Consider the following 23,524-nt stretch of genomic DNA (forward strand, 5'->3'; position numbering starts at 1 on the left):
CGACCGGAGGAAGCTCCTTTTAAGCCTTAGAAAAACAACTGGAATAACGAGGAGTTGCAGTGTACAGCTGGAATTGCTTCAAATTAATAAATTATAATTCGGTGCCACAATGGTAGCAGTATTTTGCATTATATTCATGACCGTCAGTTCCGCAAACGGTGCATGGATTAATTCTTTCGGCTCTTGGTTTTTTACGGTTGCTGTTTGCAAATTCAGCTGAAACGATACCCGTAGGAACGGCTATTATTCCATATCCCATGATCATTACTACTGATGCTATAGCTTGGCCTAATGGTGTGATGGGCGATATGTCACCGTAGCCAACGGTTGTGAGTGTTACAATGGTCCAATAAATGCTGGTGGGAATGCTGGTAAAGCCGCTTTCTTTACCCTCTACCACATACATAACGGAGCCTATCAGGATGCTGCTGATCAACATGAAATAGATAAAAATTAATATTTTTCCTCTACTGGCAATTAGCGCTTCTTTTAGGTGAGTGGATTGACTGGAGAATTTTGGATGTTTCAATATTTTGAACAATCGCAGTAATCTCAAAGCCCTTACCACAGTTAAAACGCTTGTTCCAAAATAAAACAAGGACAAATACATAGGTAAAGTGGCAATCAAATCAATGATTCCATAGAAACTGAGAACGTATTTGACAGGTTTTTTTATAGATATAATTCGAAGAATGTATTCTAAGGTAAAGAAAATCGTAATGACCCACTCTAGGATAATGAGTTCTTGGTGGTATTTTGTATCGAAACCTTTTACGGTTTCAAGCATCACAATTACAACACTTAACAAAATTACTCCTAAAAGTACTAGGTCAAACATGCGCCCGGAAGCCGTATTTGTGCCATAAATAATGACATTGGTTTTTTGTCTGAAAGTGTCAAATTTTGACTTTATTCGGTGCATAATTATGGATGGATTGATAGCATACGATTAGAATTTTAACGTTTTCAAGGTTTTATTGCTTCGTATGTGCCCTTGGATAATATTTTTAGTGTCCCGGTTATTTTGCATCGGAATGAGGATGTTTCTCAGTATTTCGATATTGTTGATTTGATAATTTAAATCATAAAAAGCATAGCCTTTGTAAATTCCGTTTTCGATCAAAACGGCAGATCTTTCGCTGATGGTTCTGCCTTTGTCAATCAATACCATATTTTGATTTTCGAAACTATTTTTATCGACAAAAGTAAGAACTCTGATATTGTATTCTTCAGGTGAAACTTTGCTAATACAAGCGCCGTCACATTCTTTTATAGTGTATTGAAAACAGTTGGTTTTAGAAACATACAAACCAGTTAGTTTTTGACATAAATTATAATGAGAAGTAATTCTGAATAATGCGTTTTTACCCTCTTGCAGGGAGGAAAAGGATGTGATTTCTTTTTTGCGTCCATCTGCTTTTTGAAGCTTTAGGTTGAGATACCCATTTTTATCTTTTTCAGCATAGAGTGCCAGTTGAAAAATACTTTTTCGCTGTGCTCTGTTATATATGGGTTTATTGATTTTTATTTCCTCGCTTTCTTTTAATAATGCGATCAATTCACTTCCGGTTTCATCATAGGTTACGGAAAACACTTCTGCTTGAATTTTCTTGCATTTTGTAGAAGTTCCTGTAAAATGCTGATTGATTCGTTTTTTTATGTTTCGGCTTTTGCCAATGTAAATTAGATTTCCTTTCTCATTATGAATGTAATAGACACCTGTTTTTGCTGGTAATCCGGACACAATATCCAGTAATTTTGGAGCGATTCCTTTTTCGATTTCCAGCTTTATAAAATCTTTTACAATTTCTTTCTCTAAATCTTTTTCTAAAAGAATTTTGAATAATTTGACTGTTGCTAAAGCATCACCACTGGCTCTGTGGCGGCCTGCCATTGGGATTCCAAGCGCACGAACGAGTTTTCCTAGGCTATGGGACGGTTGTTCCGGCAATAATTTTTTTGATAATTCAACCGTACAAAGTGTTCTGGCTTCAAAATCGTATCCTAATCGTCTGAATTCGGTTCGTAAGATTCTGTAATCAAAAGAAGCATTATGAGCCACGATAATACAATCGTTTGTCATTTCGATGATGCGTTTTGCTACTTCAAAAAACTTGGGAGCAGATTGCAACATGGCATTATTAATACCGGTAAGTTTAACTACAAAAGGTTGAATTGGGATTTCCGGATTTACCAAACTAATGAACTGATCCACGACCTCATGTCCATCAAATTTATAGATAGCGATTTCAGTGATTCCCTCTTCGTTGAATTGTCCTCCAGTGGTTTCTATGTCTAGTATTGCGTACAAATTTTTTGTTTAATGTTTAATGTTTCACGTTGAAAAACATTTGAAATTAAAAATTGTTTATCTTCAATCAAAAGTCAATTTCTTCCTCCAAAGATACTACTTCCAATGCGAACCATCGTACTTCCACATTCAATTGCAAGTTGATAATCACCGGACATTCCCATAGAAAGAATGGTAAATTGTGAATTTTGAATTTTGAATTGATCAAAAATAGATTTCAGATGGGTGAATTCTTTCTTGATTTGATCTTTCTTGTCTGTAAAAGTTGCCATTCCCATTAATCCAACGATTCTAATGTTTTTTAATTCCTGGAATTCGTTTGAGGATAGGAGTGAAGCAAGTTCTTCTTGGTCAAGACCAAATTTAGTTTCTTCTTCGGCAATATGCATTTGTAATAAACAATCAATAATTCTATTGCTTTTTAGTGCTTGTTTGTTGATTTCCTGTAGCAATTTCAAACTATCCACACCGTGAATCAAGCTCACAAATGGCGCCATAAATTTGACTTTATTGGTCTGAACATGGCCTATCATGTGCCATTGAATGTCTTTTGGCATTTGTTCCCATTTCTCCGCCATTTCCTGGATTTTATTTTCTCCAAAAATGCGTTGACCGGCCTCATACCCTTCCATTAAATCCGAAACAGGTTTGGTCTTTGAAACCGCAACTAAGGTTATATGTTCCGGTAAAGTGGATTTTATTTGGAGTAAATTATTTTTTATTGGCATTTTAATGTTTAAATTTTAATGTGTTAAAGTTCATACACGACTAATCCGCTTCTAAACTTTGGTTCAATATACGTACTTTTTGGAGGCATTATTAAATTGGCATCGGCCAAGGCTTTTATTTCTCCAATATTGGATGGAAATAATATGAAACCGATTTCAAATTCTCCTTGATCAATTTTGTTTTTTACTTCCAATACGGATTGTTTTCCTGAAAGGTATTCTATTCGCTCATCATTGCGTAAATCTTCGATGGCAAGAATAGGCAATAACACTTTTTTGTATAAAATTTGTGTGTCTAAACTATCCAAAGCCGTTAAGAAAACTTCATTTTCTTTTCGTAAAATTAAGCTATAAAATTCATTGTCCAGATACATTCCGAATTGATGCTTTTGAGAAGGCTGAAAAGGCTGCTGAAATTTGTTTGTAACAATGAAATTCTTTTCTAATTCCTTTATCAAATTTTCTTTCGAGAAACCGTTTAAATCTTTTACCAAGCGATTGAATTCATATATTTTGACATTGTTTTCAGAAATTAAATAGCTCAGAATATGATTTTTGGCTGCGTTGTCTGGATCATCATTTTCCTCGGATAATAATTTTAAGGCTTCGGTACGGTGATGGCCATCTGCAATATAAAGACTATCTGTTTTTTCAAAAATGTTCTGAAGCCAATTGATTTCTAACGCATCTTCAATTTTCCATAAGTAGTGAATTTCTTTTTTGGTGGTTGAAAACTCAAAATCGGCTAATTTTTGGGTACAATTAAAAATCCAGTTTTCAATCGTTTTATTATCCGGATAGGTCATCAAAACCGGTTCCGTATTGAACTCAGAATATTTCATGTAGTCTTTTAATAATCGGACTCTGAAAGCGATAATATCTTCGTGTTTTTTGATGATATTGTTGCAATAATCAGCTACACTAGTACCTACGATAATTCCGGTAAAAGAGTGCTTTTTAGTTACAATTTTATGAATATAAATCGCGGGTTTTTTGTCTTTTACTAAAATTATTTCATTTTTGAAATCCTCATATTTTTGATGTACTTGGCGGTATCTTTTTTCAAAAGAAACAGTTTCCTGATTGGTGTAAGCAGGTTTTAGTATGTGCAAAAAAGACAACGGATTGAAATCCAATTGCGCCGCTAATTCCGCATTTACATATTCTTCATACGAACGGCAAGTAACAAGGCAAACCTTATCACGAGTGGGACGAACAGCTTTGAAAGGGACAATTTCAGCCATAATAATATAAAAAGTGAAAAGTGAAAAGCTGAGAATTTAAAGGTATTAACTTTAGGCCCTCAATTTTTAAACATTACAATTATATAAATTGTTTAGAAATCTTCTCGGCTTTTTTGCTTCCAGAATAATCGTAAAAACCTTCCCCTGATTTCACACCCATTTTTCCGGCACGAACCATATTTACCAATAACGGACAAGGTGCATATTTTGGGTTTTTAAAACCGTCGTACATCACGTTCAAAATGGCTAAACATACATCAAGACCAATAAAATCTGCTAGTTGCAAAGGTCCCATCGGGTGTCCCATTCCAAGTTTCATCACCGTGTCAATTTCATAAACACCAGCCACTTTGTTGTATAAAGTTTCGACCGCTTCGTTAATCATGGGCATCAAGATTCTATTGGCAACAAAACCAGGATAATCGTTGACTTCAACAGGCGTTTTTCCTAACTTCTCGGAAAGATTCATGATGATTTTTGTCACTTCATCAGAAGTATTATAACCACGAATAATTTCCACCAGTTTCATTATTGGCACCGGATTCATAAAGTGCATACCGATAACGCGTTCCGGATGTGCCACAACGGCTCCAATTTGAGTAATTGAGATAGAAGAAGTATTAGTTGCCAAAATTGTATTATGAGAACAAGCTTCGTTCAATTGCTTGAAGATATTCAGTTTTAATGCTACATTTTCAGTGGCCGCTTCAATCACTAAATCAACCCCTACAACGCCATCTTTGATATCCGTATAGGTGATTATGTTAGTAATCGTCTTAGCCTTGTCTTCTTGGGTGATACTTCCTTTTGCAATCATTCGGTCTAAATTAGCGGCGATAGTGGCCATTCCTTTATCCAATGATTGTTCTGAAACATCTATTAATTTTACGGTAAAACCACTTTGTGCAAAGGTGTGAGCAATTCCATTCCCCATTGTTCCTGCTCCGATTACGGCAATTGTTTTCATTCTTATTTTGGATTAAAATAGTTTAATATTTATGTAAAAATTATTTTTTAAAACAATCAATAATTTGATACGCAACACGAAGCGCTTCAGAGGCTTGTTCCAATGTCACAATTGGTGTTGAATCAGTATTTATGGCATCTGCAAATGATTCCAGTTCATCCAGAATAGCATTGTTTTGTTCTACATCTGGATTGGAAAAGTAGATTTGTTTTTTTACACCTTCCGCATTTTGTAAAATCATATCAAAATCGCCTGGAACTTCCGGAGCATCTTTCATTTTTACAACCTCACATTTCTTTTCTAAGAAATCTACGGAGATATAAGCGTCTTTCTGGAAAAAACGAGATTTACGCATGTTTTTCATCGAAATTCGGCTCGCTGTTAAATTAGCAACACAACCGTTTTCAAACTCTATTCTTGCATTGGCAATATCCGGTGTATCACTGATAACTGAAACACCGCTAGCACTAATATTTTTTACTTTTGATTGTACAACACTCAAAATGGCATCAATATCATGAATCATCAAATCTAAGACTACAGGAACATCAGTTCCGCGAGGATTGAATTCAGCCAGACGATGCGATTCAATAAACATAGGGTTTTCGATCATGTTTTTGGTAGCGATGAATGCTGGATTGAAACGTTCCACATGCCCCACCTGACCTTTAACATTATATTCTTTTGATAAAGCGATAATTTCTTCGGCCTCTTCGACCGTATTTGAAATAGGTTTTTCAATAAAAACATGCTTACCGGATTTGATGGCTACTTTGGCACATTTGTAGTGAGAAAGAGTTGGGGTAACAATATCGATTACATCAACGGCATGAATAAGGGTGGCAATTGTGCTAAAATGTTTGTATCCAAATTCTTTAGAAACCTTTTCGGCGTTCTCTTGATTTGGATCATAAAATCCCACTAATTCATATTTTTTAGATTGTTGTAATAAACGCAAATGTATTTTTCCTAGATGGCCAGCACCTAATACTCCAATTTTCAGCATAATGATGTAATTTTTACAAAAATAACAATAAAATGATTAATCTATTATTGATACCGGACAATTCTTCAGTTAATTTAAAATTTAAAATCCAACATTTGAATTCAGAAATTGTTTTCTATTTTTACCAAAATAAAACAATAAACTTTGAAAGACACAGGCAAACATCAAGGACTTCGGAATCAATTAGTAAGCGTTTTAGAGCAAAAAGGAATTACTGACAAAAGTGTTTTGGAGGCGATAAAAAAGATTCCAAGACATTTATTTTTAAATTCCAGTTTTGAAGATTATGCCTATCAAGACAAAGCATTTCCTATTGCTGCAGGCCAAACGATATCGCAACCGTACACTGTTGCTTTTCAATCCCAATTATTAGAAGTCAAAAAAGAACACAAAATTTTAGAAATAGGAACAGGTTCAGGGTATCAAACAGCTGTTCTATGCCTTTTAGGTGCCAAAGTATTTAGTGTAGAAAGACAGAAAGAATTGTTTAAGCAAACCTCAATTTTATTTCCAAAACTGAATATTAGGCCCAAATATCTCTCTTTTGGAGATGGATACAAAGGATTACCAAATTACGCTCCTTTTGATAGTATTATAGTAACTGCAGGCGCTCCGTTTATTCCGCAACCGTTGATGGCGCAACTCAAAATAGGAGGAAGGCTAGTTATTCCACTAGGTACAGAGGTGCAGATTATGACCTTATTAATCAGAAAAAATGAAACTCAATTTGAGAAACATGAGTTTGGAGAGTTTCGATTTGTTCCTTTATTAGAAGATAAAAATTAAAATCCCATCCCCAACCCTTCCCAAGGGGAAGGGAGCAGAAGATGAATTTTATTGACCAATAATGGTTAAATACCGCTCTAAACTTTCTTTTTCTATTTGAGCAATGAATAACAAAAAATCTTCTTTGTTGTTTTTAGTTTGTGCAGTTTCCAGTGTTTGATAATAGCGCATTCTACTTTCATAATCCCCTTTTATATTGGCAATTATGTAACCATGCTGCAATAAAACCAAGTTCATGACTAAGCGCGAAGTCCTGCCATTTCCATCAATAAAGGGATGAATAGTAACCAAGCGTTCATGCATTTCGGCAGCTAAAATTATCGGATGTAAGGTTGATTTATTAGTTTCATACCAAATAAAAAAATCTTCCATTGCTTTGGCGACTAAAAAAGGTTGTGGAGGCACGTAACTGCTTCCTTGAATCATCACCTGGACTTTTCTATAGCTACCTGCATCTTCGGGTTGAATTCCTCTCAAAATAAGATTGTGGATAGAAAGAACTTCTCGTTCCTTTATAGCAGTATTTTTTTGCATTAAATCTTTGATATAAGCAATGGCTTCCTGATGATTAATGACTTCCAGATGTTCCCGCATACTTTTTCCAGAAATCGTCAAACCTTCATTGATAACTAAATCCGTTTCGCGTAAAGTCATTGTGTTTCCCTCGATGCGATTACTTTCAAACGTATATTCTAGCTCTAATGCTTGTGCAATCCGATAGCTGTCAAATTGGCGAAACCCATCCAGTTGTATCTTCAAAGTATCTATTTCATCTAAAATTTTCTGAAGAGTTACCGATAATTTTTTCTTTATTGGTTTGCTTTGATATCTAATTTCTTGCTCTGCAACCAATAATGCTTTTAGAGCAAATTCATCCTGACCAATTTCATAAAGAATTTTTTCTTTAAGCCAAGCGACCATGATTGTTTCTAAATCTATTTCTAGTAAAGATGCTAATTTTACGACTTGGTCTCTTGTAGGTTTTCTAGTTCCACTTTCAAACTTACTAATTAAGGCTTGATCAATTGCTAAAAGTTGTGCGACTTCTCTAGTTTTGAGTCCTTTTTGTTCTCTTGCGTTTTTGAGTAGTGTTTTCATTTAAAAAAAAAGCTTTAAATTGTCTTGACAAATTTAGTCATTTTTTATAAATAAAAATAATAATTAATACATTACTTTCTTAATTTAAAATGATTTTTTGATTCGGTCTAGATCCCGTTTCGTATCTTGTTCTTTGAGAGATTCACGTTTGTCATAGGTTTTCTTTCCTTTGCAAAGACCAATTTGGAGTTTGGCCAGTCCTTTTTCATTAGTAAACAATTTCAAAGGAACTATTGTCAATCCTTTTGCTTGAACACTTTTCAGCAAACCTTTTAATTCCTTTTTTTTTAAAAGTAATTTGCGCTCGCTTCTTGCCTTGTGGTTGAACTGATTACCAAAAGTATATTCTTCAATATAGGTGTTTATCGCAAAAAGTTCGTTATTGCTAAATTCACAAAAACTTTCTGTGATGTTTGCTTTTCCTAATCTAATGGATTTGATTTCCGTTCCAGCCAAAACAATTCCTGCATTGAAGGTTTCGATTATTTCATAGTCAAATCGGGCTCTCTTATTGAATATATTTATTGTTTTTAACATAGCGTGCAAAGGTAACAAAAATTAAAGGTTTAGCAATTATTTAGTCCAATTTCAGCAATTGGAATGTGATTGCTTCATCAACCATAGTTACGATATAAAGATTACCAAAAGTTTTATCTTGAATGTCAGTAAATGAGTTTTGATTTATCATTTGATTGACAAAATTTGGTATTGTGTTACTATGTCCCACAATTAAAATTTTTTTTCCTATCGTTTCTTTTTTGAAAACTTCAATAGGTATATTTTTAGGATCATACAGCTTAATCTTCATCTTCTTTGTTGTCGCGGTTGGACTTGCAGTTTGTAAAGTTCTTTTGTAATCCGTTGAATAGATTTCATCAAAACTAATTTCTGAGAATATTGTATTCCATTTTTCAGCTCTTTTCAACCCTTTTTCAGATAAATCTGGATTTTGAGAATTATCTACTTTCTCGGCATGACGAATAAAGTAATAGGTGGTGGTGCTTTGTCCAAAACTGATATTTAAAAATAACAGTGTAAACAGTGCGAGAAATTTTTTCATTTGAATCAATTTTAAAAAAAAGTATTTGGGATTTTAATATCTTTGCAAAATGGAACACTTAAAATCGAAAGATCCGCTTCACGGAATTACACTCCAAAAAATAGTAGAGCAGCTAGTGGATCATTACGGATTTGATACTTTGGGGGAACTCATTAAAGTAAAATGCTTTACAGATAAACCAAGTGTAAAATCCAGTTTGACTTTTTTACGAAAAACAGATTGGGCACGAAAACAAGTGGAAGATTTGTATATAAAATCAGAAGCTAAATTGCCCAAATAAATCTAGTTTAATTTATAGGAAACCATAAAACCGCCTCTGTAGGGCAACCATTCGCCACTTTTATTGTACCCTTTCGCCGATTCATATCGTTCTCCCGTAGCTAAGTCATATCCTTTATAAAAACCTTGATGCGAACCACCGCCTAAGAAACAATCTAACATAAATTTATCATTTATTTTTATTTGATATCCAATTGTTGCACCTATAAAATATCCAACGCCTTTTTCATACAAAGTAGTATTTATATAATTCCATTTTTGGAAATTAAATATACTTGCCCCAATATGTGCTCCTGCATAAAAACCATTGTATTTTTCTTTGAAATGATAACGATATTCAGGTGTGAAAGTATAAAACTCTCTAGGTTTACCATTTATTGATTTCCATAAAGAGGCTGTAATATCAAATTGAAAAGTAGATTTTTTTCCAATGCTGGTTTCAATACCTACATTAGGAATGGTCAATAAAGTAGTCATAGCATTTGCTTTTATATACGTTTGACTTTGGGATACAATACAGAAGAGAAAAAAAGAAACAATAAATAATTTTTTCATAAAAGTGTTTTCTATTATTTAGACCAATGGCTTATTGGAGAAAATCAAAGACAAATGTAAAATATTTATCTGTAAGGTTTTTATGTTTTTAATTTTTATTAGTCACGCAACTAAATTTTAAATAAAAAGGACATAAAATTAGTATTTGTTCAAAAGAGAATAAATTAGAGTATCAAAAAAACGACCATCAAAAAATTCATTTTCTTTTAAATGTCCTTCTCTTACAAACCCATTTTTTTCTAAAACTTTTGCAGATGCATCGTTATCAGGATCAATCATCGCTTCAATGGAATGCAATTTCATGATTTGAAAACCATAATTAACAGCTTCTTTCACTGCTTCGGATACAATTCCTTTTCCATGATATTCAGGTAATAACATATAGCCAATTTCGGCACGATAATGTTCGGGTTTTATTCTGTAATGACCAATAACTCCAATAAGTTTTGGGTTGTTTTTCAACGTAATAGCCCAATTGATACCTTCATTAGCTTCAATTTTTGTATCGATCATTGCAATGTGTTCCAAGGCATCTTCGTTCGTTTTTACTAAAGGTCTTGGAATATATTTCATAGTTTCTGGATTGGATCGCAATGCGAAAATCTCTTTAATGTCATTCGTGTTTACTCTTCTCAAAAGCAAGCGTTCGGTTTCTAAATCAGGAAATGGACTAAAATTTATAGCTAACATATCTTAGTAATTAAAGGATTTCGATACTGTATTTTGATTGGAACGTTTCCTTGGTTTCTAGAATTTGAATGCCTTCTTTTTCAAATAGATTTTCGGAACTTTCATTGGTATCCGAATAACCAAACCAAGGTTCAATACAAATAAATGCCGCATTTATTTTGGTCCAAATTCCTAAGCTTGGAAAATCATCAAAATGTATTTTTAGAATTGGATTTTTATTTTCTAAAATAGTCAACGAATTGGATTTTAATGTTTTGAAAATCAAAGCATCGTTTTCAAACAACTCATACGTCAGCGGAATATATTTATTAAGAACGTCTAATTTCTTCGTTTTATTTGAAATTAAATCATCCTCCAAAAGATAATATTTCAATGGTTCTTCTTTTTCAAAAGCAATAGCATAACTCTCGAATTGATTTGGCAAAGCAAAAGCAGGATGTGCGCCAATAGCAAACGGCATTGCAGTTTTTCCGTTGTTGATTACTTTATATGCAATCGATAAATTATGCCCGTGTAATGTGTAAATGATTTGCAATTCAAAGTCAAACGGATATGCTTTTAAAGTTTCTTCAGAAGAGTGTAGGGAGAAAACAGCACTGTTTTCTGTTGCATTGATCAATTCAAACTCCATATCTCTGGCAAAGCCGTGTCGCGATAAATGATATTCCATTGCATTATAGTGAAAGGAATTATTTTTTAAAGTCCCAACAATTGGGAATAAAACAGGAGCGTGCTTGCCCCAAAATACCGGATTTCCTTCCCAGATGTATTCTCTATCGTGGTTTGTTTTTAAAGAAATTAATTCAGCTCCAAAATGTTTAATTTCTGCAGTGAGATTCGAGTTTTTAATTAGAGTTGTCAAAATTATTTTTTCGGGTTACTTTAAAAATGGTTTTCTGGCGTAAATATATTTTATAATTTTTAATTCTGATACGCTTTAAACATGATTTTATTGATTTATAATGGAATCAATTCGATCTCAATAGTTCAAAATCCTCTTTTTTTTCATTAATTTGTGATATAAACAATTAGAAAATGAAAAAAATTCGTCGCGGAGTCATGCTGCATTTGGCTTTATTATTGGGATTTACATCTATTTGGGCACAGCAAACCCCAGCAAATGCATCCGGTAATGCAGTTTCTAACTACGATTATCATGATACTTTTGCTCCGTTTTTTTATTCCAAAAACGGAACAAGTACACGATCTGCGAGTGGTCAGCCTGGAGCTGAATATTGGCAAAATAGCGCTGATTATAAATTAACGGCAAAACTGGATGAAAAAAGTAACGAAATTTCGGGTACAGGAATCATCACCTATACGAACAACAGTCCGGATAAAATGGCTTTTGTTTGGATGAATGTAGACCAGAATTTATTCAAAGCGGATTCCCGTGGAAATGCAGTTGTTCCAATTACAGGAAGTAGAAATGGGGCTCAAGGCCAAATTTTTGATGGCGGACATAAAATAAAATCAGTCAAAGTAATTACTACTGTAAAAGGAAAATCTACTGAAGTAGAAGTTAAGTACATTATTACGGATACTAGAATGCAGGTATTTCTCCCGCAAGTATTAAATGCTAAAGGCGGTTCAGTTAAAATAAAAATCGACTTTTCGTTTATAGCTCCTTTTGAAGGGTCAGACAGAATGGGAGTTTTAGAAACTAAAAATGGAAAAATTTTTACCATAGCACAGTGGTATCCGCGTATGTGCGTGTATGATGATGTACGAGGCTGGAATACGAATCCGTATCTTGGAGCGTCGGAATTTTATTTAGAATATGGTGATTTTGATGTCAGTATTACAGCACCATCCAATCATATTGTGGTGGCTTCCGGCGAATTACTGAATCCTACCACAGTCTATTCTGCCGAAGAGCAAAAGCGTTTAGCGCAAGCAAAACAAAGTGATAAAACAGTTTTTATCCGTACTGCTGCCGAAGTTGAAAATTCATCAAAAATGATTACTGCAACTACTAAAACGTGGAATTACAAAATCACAAATGCCCGTGATTTCTCTTGGTCCTCTTCAGCAGCATTTATTTTAGACGCAGCAAAAATCAATTTACCTAGCGGTAAAAAATCATTGGCAATTTCCGTTTATCCGATAGAAAGTGCCGGAGATGCCGCATGGGGACGTTCCACAGAATATACAAAGGCTACTATAGAAAATTATTCAAAAAGATGGTTAGAATATCCGTATCCAGCGGCTACAAATGTTGCCGGAAATGAAGGCGGAATGGAATATCCAGGAATTGTTTTTTGTAGCTGGGAGTCAAAAGGAGCAGATTTATGGGGTGTTACAGATCATGAATTTGGTCATATTTGGTTTCCTATGATTGTAGGATCCAATGAAAGACTGTTTGCCTGGATGGATGAGGGTTTCAATACTTTTATTAATTCATTGAGTTCAGTAGATTTTAATAATGGGGAATATAAAGAGCCGCGTGCGGATATGCATCAAAGGGCAGAAGTGTACACGAGTCCAAATCTGGAAACCATAATGAGTTCTCCGGATAACATGAAAGAGTCTAATATAGGTCTTTTGGCGTATTCGAAACCAAGTTCAGGATTAGTGATTTTAAGAGAGCAAGTTCTTGGGCCGGAACGATTTGATCGGGCTTTGAAAACTTATATTGAGCGTTGGGCATACAAACATCCGCAACCGGACGATTTCTTTCGAACAATAGAAAATGTTGCTGGAGAAGATTTGAGTTGGTTCTGGCGTGGTTGGTTTCAATACAATTGGCGTTTAGACCAAGGGATTAATTCAATCAAATACGTAAAAAACGACCCTAAACAAGGAGTTGTAATTTCGATTGAAAACTTCGAAAAAATGGCTATGCCGGTAAGTTTAGACGTAAAAACGAAAAGCGGAAAAATAACGCGCGTTCAATTGCCGGTAGAAGTTTGGCAAAAAAATAAAGCGTGGTCTTTTAAACACAATTCGACGGAAGAAATCGAAAGTATCACACTAGATCCGGATCATGTTTTACCGGACAGCAACACAGCAAATAACACCTGGACAGCAGACAAAGGATTGATTGAAAAAGATGTGATTCTGGATGGGTATTTAGGAACTTTTTCTACATCAATGGCGCCTATAAAAATTGTTTTTTCAGAGAAAAATGGGTTGTTAAATGTTTTGATTACCAATTATCCAAGCTTTTCCGTGGAGCCAACTGGAAAAAATACGTTTGCATCGAAACTTGCGGGACTTAAATTTGAATTTAATGACAGTCTAATGGGATTTGATATGTTGATTCCTGATGGGCAAAAAATACCGTTTACAAGAGATAAGTAAGTCGAAAGTTTAAAAGTCGTAAAGTCAAAAGAATTAACTTTAAGTAAAATAGCTTTAAATCAGATTGTTACATAATTTTATCCTAATTTTAAAATACGACATTATACCATGGTTATTACATAAATAGTCATAAAATATTAAAAAAAGAAAAGACTTGTAGGAATTAAATCCACAAGTCTTTTTTATGTCTTATATTTTTCTATTCTAAATTTACTCAGGAATTTGCTGGCTTAGGCAATGCAATGTTCCAAAACCCCAAATAAAATCAGTAGCACTGATCCCTATGATTTCTCGATCAGGAAAACATTCTGCAAGGATGTTCAATGCTTTTCGGTCGTTACTGTCGTTAAAAGTAGGTATCAAAACACAATTGTTCAAAATTAGAAAATTGGCATAACTGGCAGGCAATCGCAAGCCATCAAATTCCAGCTGTTTTGGCATTGGTAGAGTCACAATTATAGGTGATTTTCCATTTTCTAGTTTGGCATTTTGTAAGCGTTTTAAATTGTCTTGCAACGGTTTGTAATTATTATCCGTTGGATCTGTTTCTACAATAGTCACAATAGTATCTTCATTCACAAATCGACATAAATCATCAATATGGCCGTGCGTATCATCACCTTCAATTCCATTGCCTAACCAAATTACATTGGTTATCCCAAGATATTCCTTGAAGACGGCTTCATAATCGGCTTTAGTGAAATTGGGATTCCGAACCTGAATATCCGGATGCATCAAGCATTCTTCTGAAGTCAATAAAGTTCCTCTTCCGTTAGTATCAATCGCGCCACCTTCTACAATTACCGGTTTTCCTTTGTATAAAACTTGAGTAATAGGAATATTCAGAAATTCTCCTACTTTGGCAGGAACAAATTTATCTAATTGAATGTTTTTATATTTTGCCCAACCATTAAAATTAAAGTTCAAAGCTTCTCTTTCGGTTCCGTTTTTGACAATTATCGGACCTGAATCACGCATCCAACTTCTGTTGGTTTTATGAATGATGTAGGAAACATTTGTTAGCACAACATGAGCTGTTTCCAGCATCGTATTGACTTTCTCTTTTTGGTTTTCATCAGCAACTACTAAAAAGACTTGCTCAAAAGAAGCTGCTTTTTTAATGAATTCTACAAAAGCCCATTGAACAGTCTCGTATTTCCCCGGCCAGTCTTTACCGTTATGCGGAAAACAAAGTAAAATGCCTTGTTGCTTTTCCCATTCAGCTGGAAATCTTCTATTATTTGTAGTCATACAGCATATCTAATTTTAAAGTCTGCAAATATAAACATTCAGTAGGATTTTAAAATAGTTTGCAACCATTCATTTCCGATATTTCATAAATTTATAAGAATAGTTTTGGTAATGATTATATAATATTTAGTTAATTCTTGTTGGTCTTCAGCTAGTTATTTTTGATAAAAATTAAAAATACACTTATGAAGAAATATGGTATTACACTATTAGCGGCAATTATGGTATTGTCAAGTTGCGAAAAGGATTCTGATAAAGAGGGATCTCCTGAGTTGGTTATCAATGAAAACGCTGCCACTTTCAAAGAAATTGGTTCAATTGTGATTGGTGGTGCCGGAGCTGCTGAAATAAGTGCGTATGATGAGGTTTCTAAAAAGTTATTTACCGTAAACAACAGTAATACGAATAGAATTGATGTTATCGACTTATCTAATCCATCAAGTCCGGTTTTTGTAGCAAGTATCGATTTAACGCCGTTTAATGGAACTTCAAATAGCGTTGCAACTTTTAATGGCAAATTAGCGGTTGCATTAGAAGCAAAACCAAATAAGCAAGATGCAGGAAAGGTGGTCGTTTTTGATACGGCTAAGTACAGTGTCATCAAAGAAATTACGGTTGGTGCTTTACCGGATATGATTACTTTCTCTCCTGACGGAAATTATATCATGACTGCCAATGAAGGTGAGCCAAATGATACGTATTCTATAGATCCCGACGGTTCTGTTTCGATTATCGCAGTCAATAATAATTATGCAGTGACGACTTTAAATTTCGGAAGTTTTAGCAATCAATTGAGTACATTGAAAACCAAAGGATTCAGAATTGCAAGTCCAACTAATAATTTTGCCTCAGATATTGAACCGGAATACATCACGATTTCTGCTGATTCAAAAACGGCTTGGGTGACTTTACAGGAAAATAACGGAGTAGCTAAAATTGATTTGGCAACCAAAACGATCACTACTATTTTTCCTTTAGGTTTTAAAGACTACAATCTTGCCGAAAATGCTATTGACATTAGTGATAAAGATGGAGGTGTTTTGGCTAATACATGGAAAGTTAAAGGAATGTTTCAACCCGATGCAATTAGTAATTTTGAAATAAATAATATTCCTTATTTTGTTACTGCAAATGAAGGAGATGCTAGAGAATATAGTGCTTCTGTAGATGTAAAAAGAATTAGCAGCTCTTCGGTTGTTCTGGATCCATTAGCGTTTCCTAATGCGGCGGCTTTAAAAGCTGAGGCAAGTATGGGAAGATTGAATATCAATACCAAAATGGGTGATACGGACGGCGATGGTGATTTTGATGAATTAGTTTCTTTTGGAGCCCGTTCGTTCTCTATTTGGAATGGAAACACAGGAGAAATGGTTTATGATAGTAAAAATGAATTAGACAAGAAAGCGCAGGAGTTTGGTGTCTATGATGACAATCGAAGTGATGATAAATCAGTAGAACCAGAATCAGTTGTTGTTGCTAAAATGGGACAAAAAACTATTCTTTTCGTTGGATTGGAAAGAGCAGATGCTCTTATGGTGTATGATGTCACTATTCCAGCAACTCCAAAATTTTTACAGATTTTAAAAACAGGTGATGCACCAGAAGGGTTACTTTTTATTCCAGCTTCGAAAAGTCCAACCAAAAGAAGTTTAGTAGTGGTGAGCAGTGAAGGTGACGGTACCGTTAAAATATTTCAACCAGATTTAAATTAAAAGTAGAAGTTTTAAATAAAATCCCTGCTTAGAATAATTTCTTAGCAGGGATTTTTTAATTATATAATGACGATTTAGTCGATGGCTCTTTTTGTAATATCACCAAAAGCATCAATTCTTCTGTCTCTGAAAAATGGCCAGTTCTGACGCACATTTTCCTGTAAGTCTAAATCTACTTCAGCAATCAGGATTTCTTCTTTGTCGTGTGAGGCTTGCGCCAAAATTTCGCCTTGTGGTCCCGCAATAAATGAAGATCCCCAAAACTGAATTCCCGCCGTATCAGGCAAGTACTGTTCTAAGCCAATTCTATTTGCAGCAGCAACATAAACGCCATTCGCAACCGCATGTCCTTTCATTACACTCATCCAGGCGCCATGTTGGTTTTCACCGTATTGTTCTTTTTCTTGTGGATGCCATCCAATTGCGGTTGGGTAAAACAATACTTCAGCACCTTGTAGAGCCGTCAAACGAGCTGCTTCCGGATACCATTGATCCCAACAAATCAGCGTTCCAACCTTTCCTTTTTTAGTTGGAATCGTTTTAAAGCCCAAATCACCGGGGGTGAAATAGAATTTTTCATAAAAATGAGGATCGTCCGGAATGTGCATTTTGCGGTATAATCCTGCTTCGGAACCATCAGTATCAATAATGTAGGCGCTATTGTGGTATATTCCTGCCATTCTTTTTTCGAAGAAAGGAACAATAATTACTACTCCTAATTCTTTTGCCAAAGCACTAAAAGCGATAAAAGAAGTACTATACAAAGGTTCTGCTAAAGCAAAGTTATCTACATCTTCACTTTGACAAAAATAATGACTGCTGTATAATTCCGGCAACGAAATAACTTCGGCACCTTGATTTGCTGCATCACGAACCCAACTTAAACATTTTTTTAGATTGTTTTCGGCAATATCATTAAGGTTTAATTGGATGACTGCTATTTTGTATTTCTTGTTTGGCATGACTAAAATTTTAGACTGCAAAAATAGTGAATTTTATAAAGAGTAGAAAATAGAGATAATGTGTTTTTTTTAGGATTTTAATTAGTCGTTGTTCATATTTATTGGTTTTTTTAGATTTACACTTACTTTTAAAGAATTTGTACATGGATATAGAGAACATTTACTTTAAACATCCAGATTTTGAGCCATAGAAAAAATTAATATAAAATTGGCACTAACAAAACAAGGAGGTTTTATTTTTGTAGGTAGTATTACAGCGAATAAAAGGGGTCAAGTTTTTACTTTACCAAAATACTGTAATTTAGTATTTATTAAATTTTTACAATTATGAAAGAAGAATTCAAAATCATCGATAAAGAAGACATAACTCTTCTTAAATTTCCACAAACAGACGTCCTTAACGATGTTGACGAAATAAAAACTAGAATAAGTGAGATCAACAGGGCTTTAGCATTGGGTAATTTAGAACATTCAAAAATTAAAATTTACTTTGAGGATAACGAATCAAAAAAAATAGTTGACACAACGGTTTGGGGTGTTACAGACAAAAATGTGATCTTAAAGCAAGGTGTGATGATTCCAATTCACAGAATATATAAGTTGTTTTAGTATATTGGTATTCTTTAATTCTTTGGTGCAGTTCTTTAGATCACTTTCTGTGCAAGCAAGTGTTCTGCTCTTGCCGTTACAAATTTATAGTAGTCAGTTTTTGTTGATATTCATGAGTGAGACTAAAGTGTCTTTACTTTTTGCCAATTATCTTTTTAAACAGGGTTACAATTCCCAAGACGATAGCACCAAATACAAGGCCGATTATAAATTCAGTTATTATGGACGGTATTTGTGGTAGTATGTCGTGCAGGAACGGAATTTCATGCACAAATATTCCACCAGCCACTAATAATAAAGCGATTGTACCTATTACGGATAAACTTTTGATGACTTTAGGCAAGGCTTGTACCAGAATATTTCCTAACGTTTTTGAAAAACTTTTCTCTTTGGAACTCAGTTGCATCAGTTTTAAACCTGCTTCATCCATTCGGACAATTAGGGCCACAATGCCGTAAACACCAACGGTTGCTATGATTGCAATGATGGAAACTACCATTATTTGTGATGAAATGGGTTTACCAATTACAGTTCCCAATGCAATAATTACGATTTCTACGGATAAAATAAAATCGGTTACTATAGCTGATTTGATTTTTTCTTTTTCGAAAGCTAAAATTTGTTCCTCGGTCAACAGTTCCATTAAAATTTCGTGTTTTGCATGTTCGTGCGGGAAGAAGTATTCGTATATTTTTTCGGCGCCTTCGTAAGCTAAATAAAGTCCGCCAAGTACTAAAATTATGATAACAGCTACCGGTAAAAATGCACTCAGTAGAAAGGCGATGGGTAAAATGATTACTTTATTTAGGAAAGAACCTTTTGTAATTGCCCATAATACGGGGAGTTCTCTTGACGAAATAAATCCGGAAGCTTTCTCGGCATTTACGGCTAAATCATCACCTAAAATACCAGCCGTTTTTTTGGCTGCAATTTTACTCATTACTGCAACATCATCCATGATTGCTGCGATATCATCTAATAGTGCGAAAAAACCTGATGCCATTTTGATTGTTTTTTACAGCGCGGATTTTGGTATTGTTGTACCCAAATCTAATCTACGCATATTGATTGTTTAGTGATGCGAAGCTACTACTTTTTGATTTACTCTATTTATAAAACAGGTAAATTTTTAGTTAATATTCACCCAAAATCTTTCTGTAGTAGCGATACTGTTTTTAATTACATTTGAAATAAAAATAAGTATGCAATTTAAACATGTATTTAAAGCTAAATTAGATTGGCTTTTTTCCAAGAAGGAAGCGGCGACGTATACTAAAAGTCATACCATAACTATTGATGGTAAGGCTGTTTTAAATGTTTCGGCTGCTAAAGCTTTCAAAGGAGATCCTGTTTTGTACAATCCTGAAGACCTGTTATTGAGTAGCGTGGTATCCTGTCACATGATGTCTTACTTGTATGTTTGTAAACAAAAGGGTATCGACGTGATAACCTATACGGACGAGGCAGAGGCAACTCTGGAAATTTCGGACGACGGTAGCGGGCGCTTTATTGTGATTAAACTGAATCCAAAAGTTCGTATTACTAACAAAGAAAAAGTAGAAGAGGCACTTAGCTTGCATAAAAAAGCAAACAAACTCTGTTTTATAGCCAATTCGTGTAATTTTCCAATTGTACACTTTCCAACTTGTGAAGTTGCAGGTATAAATTAAAGTTGGAATGTCGTTTTTACTTTTTTGTGGATTTTAATTATAAAATGGCAAGCAAATCAGCGGGTTTACTTCAAAAAAATTATAAGGTATAAAAAAACACTAGCCTTTCGACCAGTGTTTTCATAAGTTTAAATGTTTCTAGAAACTTAAGAAACTCACTCACTTTGATTTCTAAAAACCAGTTTTCCATCAAAAGCATCTATCAACACAATGCTGTCGGTTGTTATTTTTCCGGATAGAATTTCTTTGGATAATTCATTGAGCACGTCTCTTTGAATCACTCTTTTCACGGGTCTGGCTCCAAATTGTGGATCGTATCCTTTCTCTGATAAGTAGGCAATAGCTTCCGGAGTCGCGTCCATCGTGATGCCTTGTTGTGCCAACATTTTGCTTACGCTTTTTAGTTGTAAACCTACAATTTGAGCTATATTTTTAGTAGTCAATGGCGTGAACATTACGATTTCATCAATACGATTGATGAATTCAGGACGCACCGTTTGTTTTAGCAACCCTAGAACTTCTATCTTGGCCAATTCGGTTACCGCTTCCACACTTCCTTTTAGATTTTCGAATTTCTCCTGAATAATCTGGCTTCCCATGTTTGAAGTCATGATGATAATCGTGTTTTTAAAATCGGCTAAACGCCCTTTGTTATCTGTCAAACGTCCTTCATCCAAGACTTGTAGCAAGATATTAAACGTGTCCGGATGGGCTTTTTCAATCTCATCCAATAAGATTACAGAATACGGTTTTCTACGTACGGCTTCGGTCAATTGTCCGCCTTCATCATAACCTACATATCCCGGAGGCGCACCCACCAAACGACTTACGCTGTGGCGTTCTTGATATTCACTCATGTCAATACGGGTCATCGCATTTTCATCGTCGAACAGGTATTCGGCCAAGGCTTTCGCCAATTCGGTTTTACCAACTCCCGTAGTTCCAAGGAAAAGAAAGGTTCCCACCGGTTTTTTCATGTCCTGCAATCCGGCACGGCTTCTGCGCACGGCATCACTTACGGCTTCAATGGCTTCTTCCTGTCCTACGACTCTGTGATGCAATTCATCTTCCAGTTTCAGTAGTTTTTCTCGTTCGCCTTGAAGCATTTTCATTACTGGAATTCCGGTCCATTTAGCCACTACTTCGGCAATGTCCTCACGAGTGACTTCTTCTTTTATCAACGAAGTTCCGGATTGGTTTTCTTGTAATTCCTTGAGTAAAATGGCTAAACGTTCTTGCGCTTCCTTGATTTTACCATACCGAATTTCAGCTACTTTTCCATAATCGCCTTCACGTTCTGCACGTTCTGCTTCGTATTTAAAGTCTTCAATCTCCGTTTTTACGGCTTGAATATTATCGACAACGTCTTTCTCTGATTTCCATTTGGCGTAGATTTCGTTGCGATCTTCTTTGAGATTGGCCAAATCCATTCCCAAAATTTTAAGTTTGCTTTCGTCTTTTTCTCGTTTAATGGCTTCAATTTCAATTTCCAATTGCATGATTTTTCGATCCAAAACATCCAGTTCTTCGGGTTTCGAATTGATTTCCATACGCAGTTTTGAAGCGGCTTCATCCATTAAATCAATAGCTTTATCTGGAAGAAAACGGTTGGTAATATACCGTTGCGATAGTTCGACAGCGGCAATAATAGCATCGTCTTTGATTTGGACTTTATGATGCGTTTCGTATTTTTCTTTAATTCCGCGCAAAATAGAAATAGCACTTTCGGTATCCGGTTCTTCGACCAAAATTTTTTGGAAACGTCTTTCGAGTGCTTTGTCTTTTTCAAAATATTTTTGATATTCGTCCAATGTTGTGGCTCCAATGGCGCGAAGTTCTCCACGAGCCAAAGCCGGTTTCAGAATATTAGCCGCATCCATAGCGCCTTCGCCACCGCCAGCTCCCACAAGGGTATGGATTTCGTCAATGAATAAAACTATATCGCCTTCGGCAGAAGTCACTTCTTTCACCACGGATTTTAATCGTTCTTCAAATTCTCCTTTGTATTTGGCGCCAGCAATCAAAGCTCCCATATCAAGCGAATAAACGATTTTATCTTTCAAATTATCTGGAACATCTCCATCTACAATTCGGTGTGCCAATCCTTCAGCAATAGCGGTTTTTCCCACTCCTGGTTCTCCCACGAGCATTGGGTTGTTTTTAGTTCTTCGGGTTAGAATTTGTAATACCCTGCGTATTTCCTCGTCACGACCAATTACTGGATCGAGTTTCCCTGCTCGAGCTAATTCATTAAGATTTTTGGCATATTTATTTAAGGAATTATAGGTTTCTTCAGCAGATGCCGAAGTTACCCGTTCTCCTTTTCGCAATTCATCGATAGCAGCTTTTAGCCCTTTTTCGGTAACGCCTTGATCTTTTAATATTTGGGATACTTTATTTTTAGAATCAAAAATTGCTAAAATTAAATGCTCCACAGAAACGAATTCATCATTCATTTTTTTTGCAATAATTTCGGCTTCGTTAAGCGTGGTGTTTGCAGTTCTGGAAAGCATAATTTCGCCACCAGAAACTTTTGGAAAACTCTGGATTGTACTGTTTAATATTTGAAGAAACAAGGGCACATTTACATTCAGTTTTTTTAAAATAAAAGGTGCCACATTTTCGTCGACTTCAAAAATAGCTTTAAAAATATGTTCATTTTCTATTTGTTGTTGCCCATAGCTTTGTGCCAATTGTTGGGAAAGCTGAATGGCTTCCTGGGATTTGATTGTAAATTTATTTATGTTCATGATGGTACATTGTTTTGTATCTTTTACTTAACTTTACGAACTATATTCAATATATATTCCAATACAATAATACAGACAAATTGACGGAAAATTTATGATTGGTATCATACTTTAAAGTCAAAATGTCTTAAAAAAAGACAATTATGAGTTTTTTCAAAAATATTTTTAGTAGTTCAGACGACAAGGATTTTAAAGAAAACAAAATCAACTGGAATGAATTAACTGATTTGGTACAACTGGATGAAATTATCGCTATTTCAAATGAAAAACCGGTAGCCATTTTTAAACACAGTACTCGATGCAGTATAAGTAGAATGGCGCTAAAACAGTTTGAAAATGAGTTCAATAGTTCAGATAAAGTTACACCTTATTTTTTAGATTTAATAGCGCATCGCGATATTTCTAATGAAATTGTGAATCGTTTTGGTGTGACCCATCAATCTCCACAATTGATTTTAATTAAAGACGGAAAAGCCATTTATAATGTTTCGCACAGTGATATTGATGCGGAGGAGTTAGGAAGAAAAGTATAGTAAATAGGAT

Annotated in this window: 23 protein-coding genes; 7 read left to right on the top strand and 16 right to left on the bottom strand. The window is 34.8% G+C overall.

Features of this window, described 5'->3' with window-relative positions; translation table 11 throughout:
* Positions 1-91 precede the first annotated feature (91 nt).
* From EKM05_RS04045 to EKM05_RS04070, 6 genes are all read right to left on the bottom strand, one after another.
* A complete protein-coding gene (locus EKM05_RS04045; RefSeq protein ID WP_126553639.1) occupies positions 92-922 on the bottom strand; it encodes an ion transporter in 831 nt (276 codons plus the stop codon).
* 27 nt (positions 923-949) lie between these two features.
* Entirely contained in the window at positions 950-2,311 is a 1,362-nt protein-coding gene (locus tag EKM05_RS04050; RefSeq protein ID WP_126553641.1) for an exonuclease domain-containing protein, read from the bottom strand.
* Between the two features lie 74 nt (positions 2,312-2,385).
* Positions 2,386-3,039: a YggS family pyridoxal phosphate-dependent enzyme gene (locus tag EKM05_RS04055; protein WP_126553643.1), complete on the bottom strand. Its 654-nt coding sequence runs from the start codon at positions 3,037-3,039 to the stop codon at positions 2,386-2,388.
* A 23-nt stretch (positions 3,040-3,062) separates the two neighbouring features.
* Positions 3,063-4,283, bottom strand: coding sequence for a DUF1015 domain-containing protein (locus EKM05_RS04060; RefSeq protein WP_126553646.1), 1,221 nt, complete (start codon positions 4,281-4,283; stop codon positions 3,063-3,065).
* A gap of 79 nt (positions 4,284-4,362) precedes the next feature.
* Positions 4,363-5,250 carry a 3-hydroxyacyl-CoA dehydrogenase family protein gene (locus EKM05_RS04065; RefSeq protein WP_126553648.1) on the bottom strand — a complete coding sequence of 296 codons (888 nt, stop codon included), beginning with the start codon at positions 5,248-5,250 and terminating at the stop codon, positions 4,363-4,365.
* A gap of 40 nt (positions 5,251-5,290) precedes the next feature.
* Entirely contained in the window at positions 5,291-6,256 is a 966-nt protein-coding gene (locus EKM05_RS04070; protein WP_126462899.1) for a Gfo/Idh/MocA family protein, read from the bottom strand.
* Positions 6,257-6,400: 144 nt separating this feature from the next.
* Here EKM05_RS04070 and EKM05_RS04075 point away from each other — a divergent pair, with 144 nt between their 5' ends.
* A complete protein-coding gene (locus EKM05_RS04075) occupies positions 6,401-7,042 on the top strand; it encodes a protein-L-isoaspartate(D-aspartate) O-methyltransferase (RefSeq protein WP_126462896.1) in 642 nt (213 codons plus the stop codon).
* A 48-nt stretch (positions 7,043-7,090) separates the two neighbouring features.
* On the opposite strand, the gene EKM05_RS04080 is transcribed toward EKM05_RS04075, so the two are convergent.
* From EKM05_RS04080 to EKM05_RS04090, 3 genes are all read right to left on the bottom strand, one after another.
* Positions 7,091-8,140 carry a Fic family protein gene (locus EKM05_RS04080; protein WP_126462893.1) on the bottom strand — a complete coding sequence of 350 codons (1,050 nt, stop codon included), beginning with the start codon at positions 8,138-8,140 and terminating at the stop codon, positions 7,091-7,093.
* A gap of 84 nt (positions 8,141-8,224) precedes the next feature.
* Positions 8,225-8,677: an SsrA-binding protein SmpB gene (smpB, locus tag EKM05_RS04085; RefSeq protein WP_091204586.1), complete on the bottom strand. Its 453-nt coding sequence runs from the start codon at positions 8,675-8,677 to the stop codon at positions 8,225-8,227.
* Between the two features lie 40 nt (positions 8,678-8,717).
* Complete coding sequence (locus EKM05_RS04090) at positions 8,718-9,200, bottom strand: histidine phosphatase family protein (RefSeq protein ID WP_126553650.1); 483 nt, start codon at positions 9,198-9,200, stop codon at positions 8,718-8,720.
* A gap of 49 nt (positions 9,201-9,249) precedes the next feature.
* On the opposite strand from EKM05_RS04090, the gene EKM05_RS04095 reads away from it, so the two are divergent.
* Entirely contained in the window at positions 9,250-9,480 is a 231-nt protein-coding gene (locus EKM05_RS04095; RefSeq protein ID WP_126553652.1) for a VF530 family DNA-binding protein, read from the top strand.
* Positions 9,481-9,482: 2 nt separating this feature from the next.
* On the opposite strand, the gene EKM05_RS04100 is transcribed toward EKM05_RS04095, so the two are convergent.
* From EKM05_RS04100 to EKM05_RS04110, 3 genes are all read right to left on the bottom strand, one after another.
* Positions 9,483-10,034: a DUF3575 domain-containing protein gene (locus EKM05_RS04100; RefSeq protein WP_126462884.1), complete on the bottom strand. Its 552-nt coding sequence runs from the start codon at positions 10,032-10,034 to the stop codon at positions 9,483-9,485.
* Positions 10,035-10,172: 138 nt separating this feature from the next.
* Positions 10,173-10,724, bottom strand: coding sequence for a GNAT family N-acetyltransferase (locus EKM05_RS04105; RefSeq protein WP_126553654.1), 552 nt, complete (start codon positions 10,722-10,724; stop codon positions 10,173-10,175).
* A 10-nt stretch (positions 10,725-10,734) separates the two neighbouring features.
* A complete protein-coding gene (locus tag EKM05_RS04110; protein WP_126553656.1) occupies positions 10,735-11,586 on the bottom strand; it encodes an aldose 1-epimerase family protein in 852 nt (283 codons plus the stop codon).
* A 173-nt stretch (positions 11,587-11,759) separates the two neighbouring features.
* Here EKM05_RS04110 and EKM05_RS04115 point away from each other — a divergent pair, with 173 nt between their 5' ends.
* Entirely contained in the window at positions 11,760-14,027 is a 2,268-nt protein-coding gene (locus EKM05_RS04115; protein WP_126553658.1) for a M1 family metallopeptidase, read from the top strand.
* A 210-nt stretch (positions 14,028-14,237) separates the two neighbouring features.
* Here the strand turns inward: EKM05_RS04115 and EKM05_RS04120 are convergent, their stop codons facing one another.
* Complete coding sequence (locus EKM05_RS04120) at positions 14,238-15,278, bottom strand: agmatine/peptidylarginine deiminase (protein WP_126553660.1); 1,041 nt, start codon at positions 15,276-15,278, stop codon at positions 14,238-14,240.
* Between the two features lie 185 nt (positions 15,279-15,463).
* Between EKM05_RS04120 and EKM05_RS04125 the strand changes: the two genes are divergently transcribed.
* A complete protein-coding gene (locus EKM05_RS04125) occupies positions 15,464-16,990 on the top strand; it encodes a choice-of-anchor I family protein (protein WP_126553662.1) in 1,527 nt (508 codons plus the stop codon).
* Positions 16,991-17,064: 74 nt separating this feature from the next.
* Here EKM05_RS04125 and EKM05_RS04130 read toward each other — a convergent pair whose 3' ends face one another.
* On the bottom strand, positions 17,065-17,952 hold the full coding sequence (locus tag EKM05_RS04130; protein ID WP_126462866.1) for a carbon-nitrogen hydrolase: 888 nt from the start codon (positions 17,950-17,952) through the stop codon (positions 17,065-17,067).
* Positions 17,953-18,279: 327 nt separating this feature from the next.
* On the opposite strand from EKM05_RS04130, the gene EKM05_RS04135 reads away from it, so the two are divergent.
* A complete protein-coding gene (locus EKM05_RS04135; RefSeq protein WP_126452385.1) occupies positions 18,280-18,561 on the top strand; it encodes a hypothetical protein in 282 nt (93 codons plus the stop codon).
* 133 nt (positions 18,562-18,694) lie between these two features.
* Here EKM05_RS04135 and EKM05_RS04140 read toward each other — a convergent pair whose 3' ends face one another.
* Positions 18,695-19,564, bottom strand: a complete 870-nt coding sequence (locus EKM05_RS04140) for a DUF808 domain-containing protein (RefSeq protein ID WP_126515025.1) — start codon at positions 19,562-19,564, stop codon at positions 18,695-18,697.
* A 199-nt stretch (positions 19,565-19,763) separates the two neighbouring features.
* Here EKM05_RS04140 and EKM05_RS04145 point away from each other — a divergent pair, with 199 nt between their 5' ends.
* Positions 19,764-20,231 carry an OsmC family protein gene (locus EKM05_RS04145; RefSeq protein WP_126553664.1) on the top strand — a complete coding sequence of 156 codons (468 nt, stop codon included), beginning with the start codon at positions 19,764-19,766 and terminating at the stop codon, positions 20,229-20,231.
* Positions 20,232-20,386: 155 nt separating this feature from the next.
* Here the strand turns inward: EKM05_RS04145 and clpB are convergent, their stop codons facing one another.
* Entirely contained in the window at positions 20,387-22,981 is a 2,595-nt protein-coding gene (clpB, locus tag EKM05_RS04150; protein WP_126553666.1) for an ATP-dependent chaperone ClpB, read from the bottom strand.
* Positions 22,982-23,124: 143 nt separating this feature from the next.
* Between clpB and ytxJ the strand changes: the two genes are divergently transcribed.
* Positions 23,125-23,514 (top strand): bacillithiol system redox-active protein YtxJ, encoded by a 390-nt coding sequence (gene ytxJ, locus EKM05_RS04155; RefSeq protein WP_126553668.1) that lies wholly within the window; start codon positions 23,125-23,127, stop codon positions 23,512-23,514.
* Positions 23,515-23,524: the final 10 nt, after the last annotated feature.

Origin of the sequence: Flavobacterium sp. GSP27 (assembly GCF_003970395.1) — a bacterium.
Classification (GTDB): Bacteria; Bacteroidota; Bacteroidia; order Flavobacteriales; family Flavobacteriaceae; genus Flavobacterium.

What these genes read in the sequence shown, in the direction of transcription:
- EKM05_RS04105 (WP_126553654.1), bottom strand. Translation starts at nt 10,724, where the DNA reads ATGTTAGCTATAAATTTTAGTCCATTTCCTGATTTAGAAACCGAACGC.
- EKM05_RS04065 (WP_126553648.1), bottom strand. Translation starts at nt 5,250, where the DNA reads ATGAAAACAATTGCCGTAATCGGAGCAGGAACAATGGGGAATGGAATT.
- EKM05_RS04130 (WP_126462866.1), bottom strand. Translation starts at nt 17,952, where the DNA reads ATGCCAAACAAGAAATACAAAATAGCAGTCATCCAATTAAACCTTAAT.
- EKM05_RS04145 (WP_126553664.1), top strand. Translation starts at nt 19,764, where the DNA reads ATGCAATTTAAACATGTATTTAAAGCTAAATTAGATTGGCTTTTTTCC.
- EKM05_RS04060 (WP_126553646.1), bottom strand. Translation starts at nt 4,283, where the DNA reads ATGGCTGAAATTGTCCCTTTCAAAGCTGTTCGTCCCACTCGTGATAAG.
- EKM05_RS04095 (WP_126553652.1), top strand. Translation starts at nt 9,250, where the DNA reads ATGGAACACTTAAAATCGAAAGATCCGCTTCACGGAATTACACTCCAA.
- EKM05_RS04070 (WP_126462899.1), bottom strand. Translation starts at nt 6,256, where the DNA reads ATGCTGAAAATTGGAGTATTAGGTGCTGGCCATCTAGGAAAAATACAT.
- EKM05_RS04125 (WP_126553662.1), top strand. Translation starts at nt 15,464, where the DNA reads ATGAAGAAATATGGTATTACACTATTAGCGGCAATTATGGTATTGTCA.
- EKM05_RS04120 (WP_126553660.1), bottom strand. Translation starts at nt 15,278, where the DNA reads ATGACTACAAATAATAGAAGATTTCCAGCTGAATGGGAAAAGCAACAA.
- EKM05_RS04080 (WP_126462893.1), bottom strand. Translation starts at nt 8,140, where the DNA reads ATGAAAACACTACTCAAAAACGCAAGAGAACAAAAAGGACTCAAAACT.
- EKM05_RS04115 (WP_126553658.1), top strand. Translation starts at nt 11,760, where the DNA reads ATGAAAAAAATTCGTCGCGGAGTCATGCTGCATTTGGCTTTATTATTG.
- smpB (WP_091204586.1), bottom strand. Translation starts at nt 8,677, where the DNA reads ATGTTAAAAACAATAAATATATTCAATAAGAGAGCCCGATTTGACTAT.
- clpB (WP_126553666.1), bottom strand. Translation starts at nt 22,981, where the DNA reads ATGAACATAAATAAATTTACAATCAAATCCCAGGAAGCCATTCAGCTT.
- EKM05_RS04140 (WP_126515025.1), bottom strand. Translation starts at nt 19,564, where the DNA reads ATGGCATCAGGTTTTTTCGCACTATTAGATGATATCGCAGCAATCATG.
- EKM05_RS04135 (WP_126452385.1), top strand. Translation starts at nt 18,280, where the DNA reads ATGAAAGAAGAATTCAAAATCATCGATAAAGAAGACATAACTCTTCTT.
- EKM05_RS04055 (WP_126553643.1), bottom strand. Translation starts at nt 3,039, where the DNA reads ATGCCAATAAAAAATAATTTACTCCAAATAAAATCCACTTTACCGGAA.
- EKM05_RS04100 (WP_126462884.1), bottom strand. Translation starts at nt 10,034, where the DNA reads ATGAAAAAATTATTTATTGTTTCTTTTTTTCTCTTCTGTATTGTATCC.
- EKM05_RS04090 (WP_126553650.1), bottom strand. Translation starts at nt 9,200, where the DNA reads ATGAAAAAATTTCTCGCACTGTTTACACTGTTATTTTTAAATATCAGT.
- ytxJ (WP_126553668.1), top strand. Translation starts at nt 23,125, where the DNA reads ATGAGTTTTTTCAAAAATATTTTTAGTAGTTCAGACGACAAGGATTTT.
- EKM05_RS04045 (WP_126553639.1), bottom strand. Translation starts at nt 922, where the DNA reads ATGCACCGAATAAAGTCAAAATTTGACACTTTCAGACAAAAAACCAAT.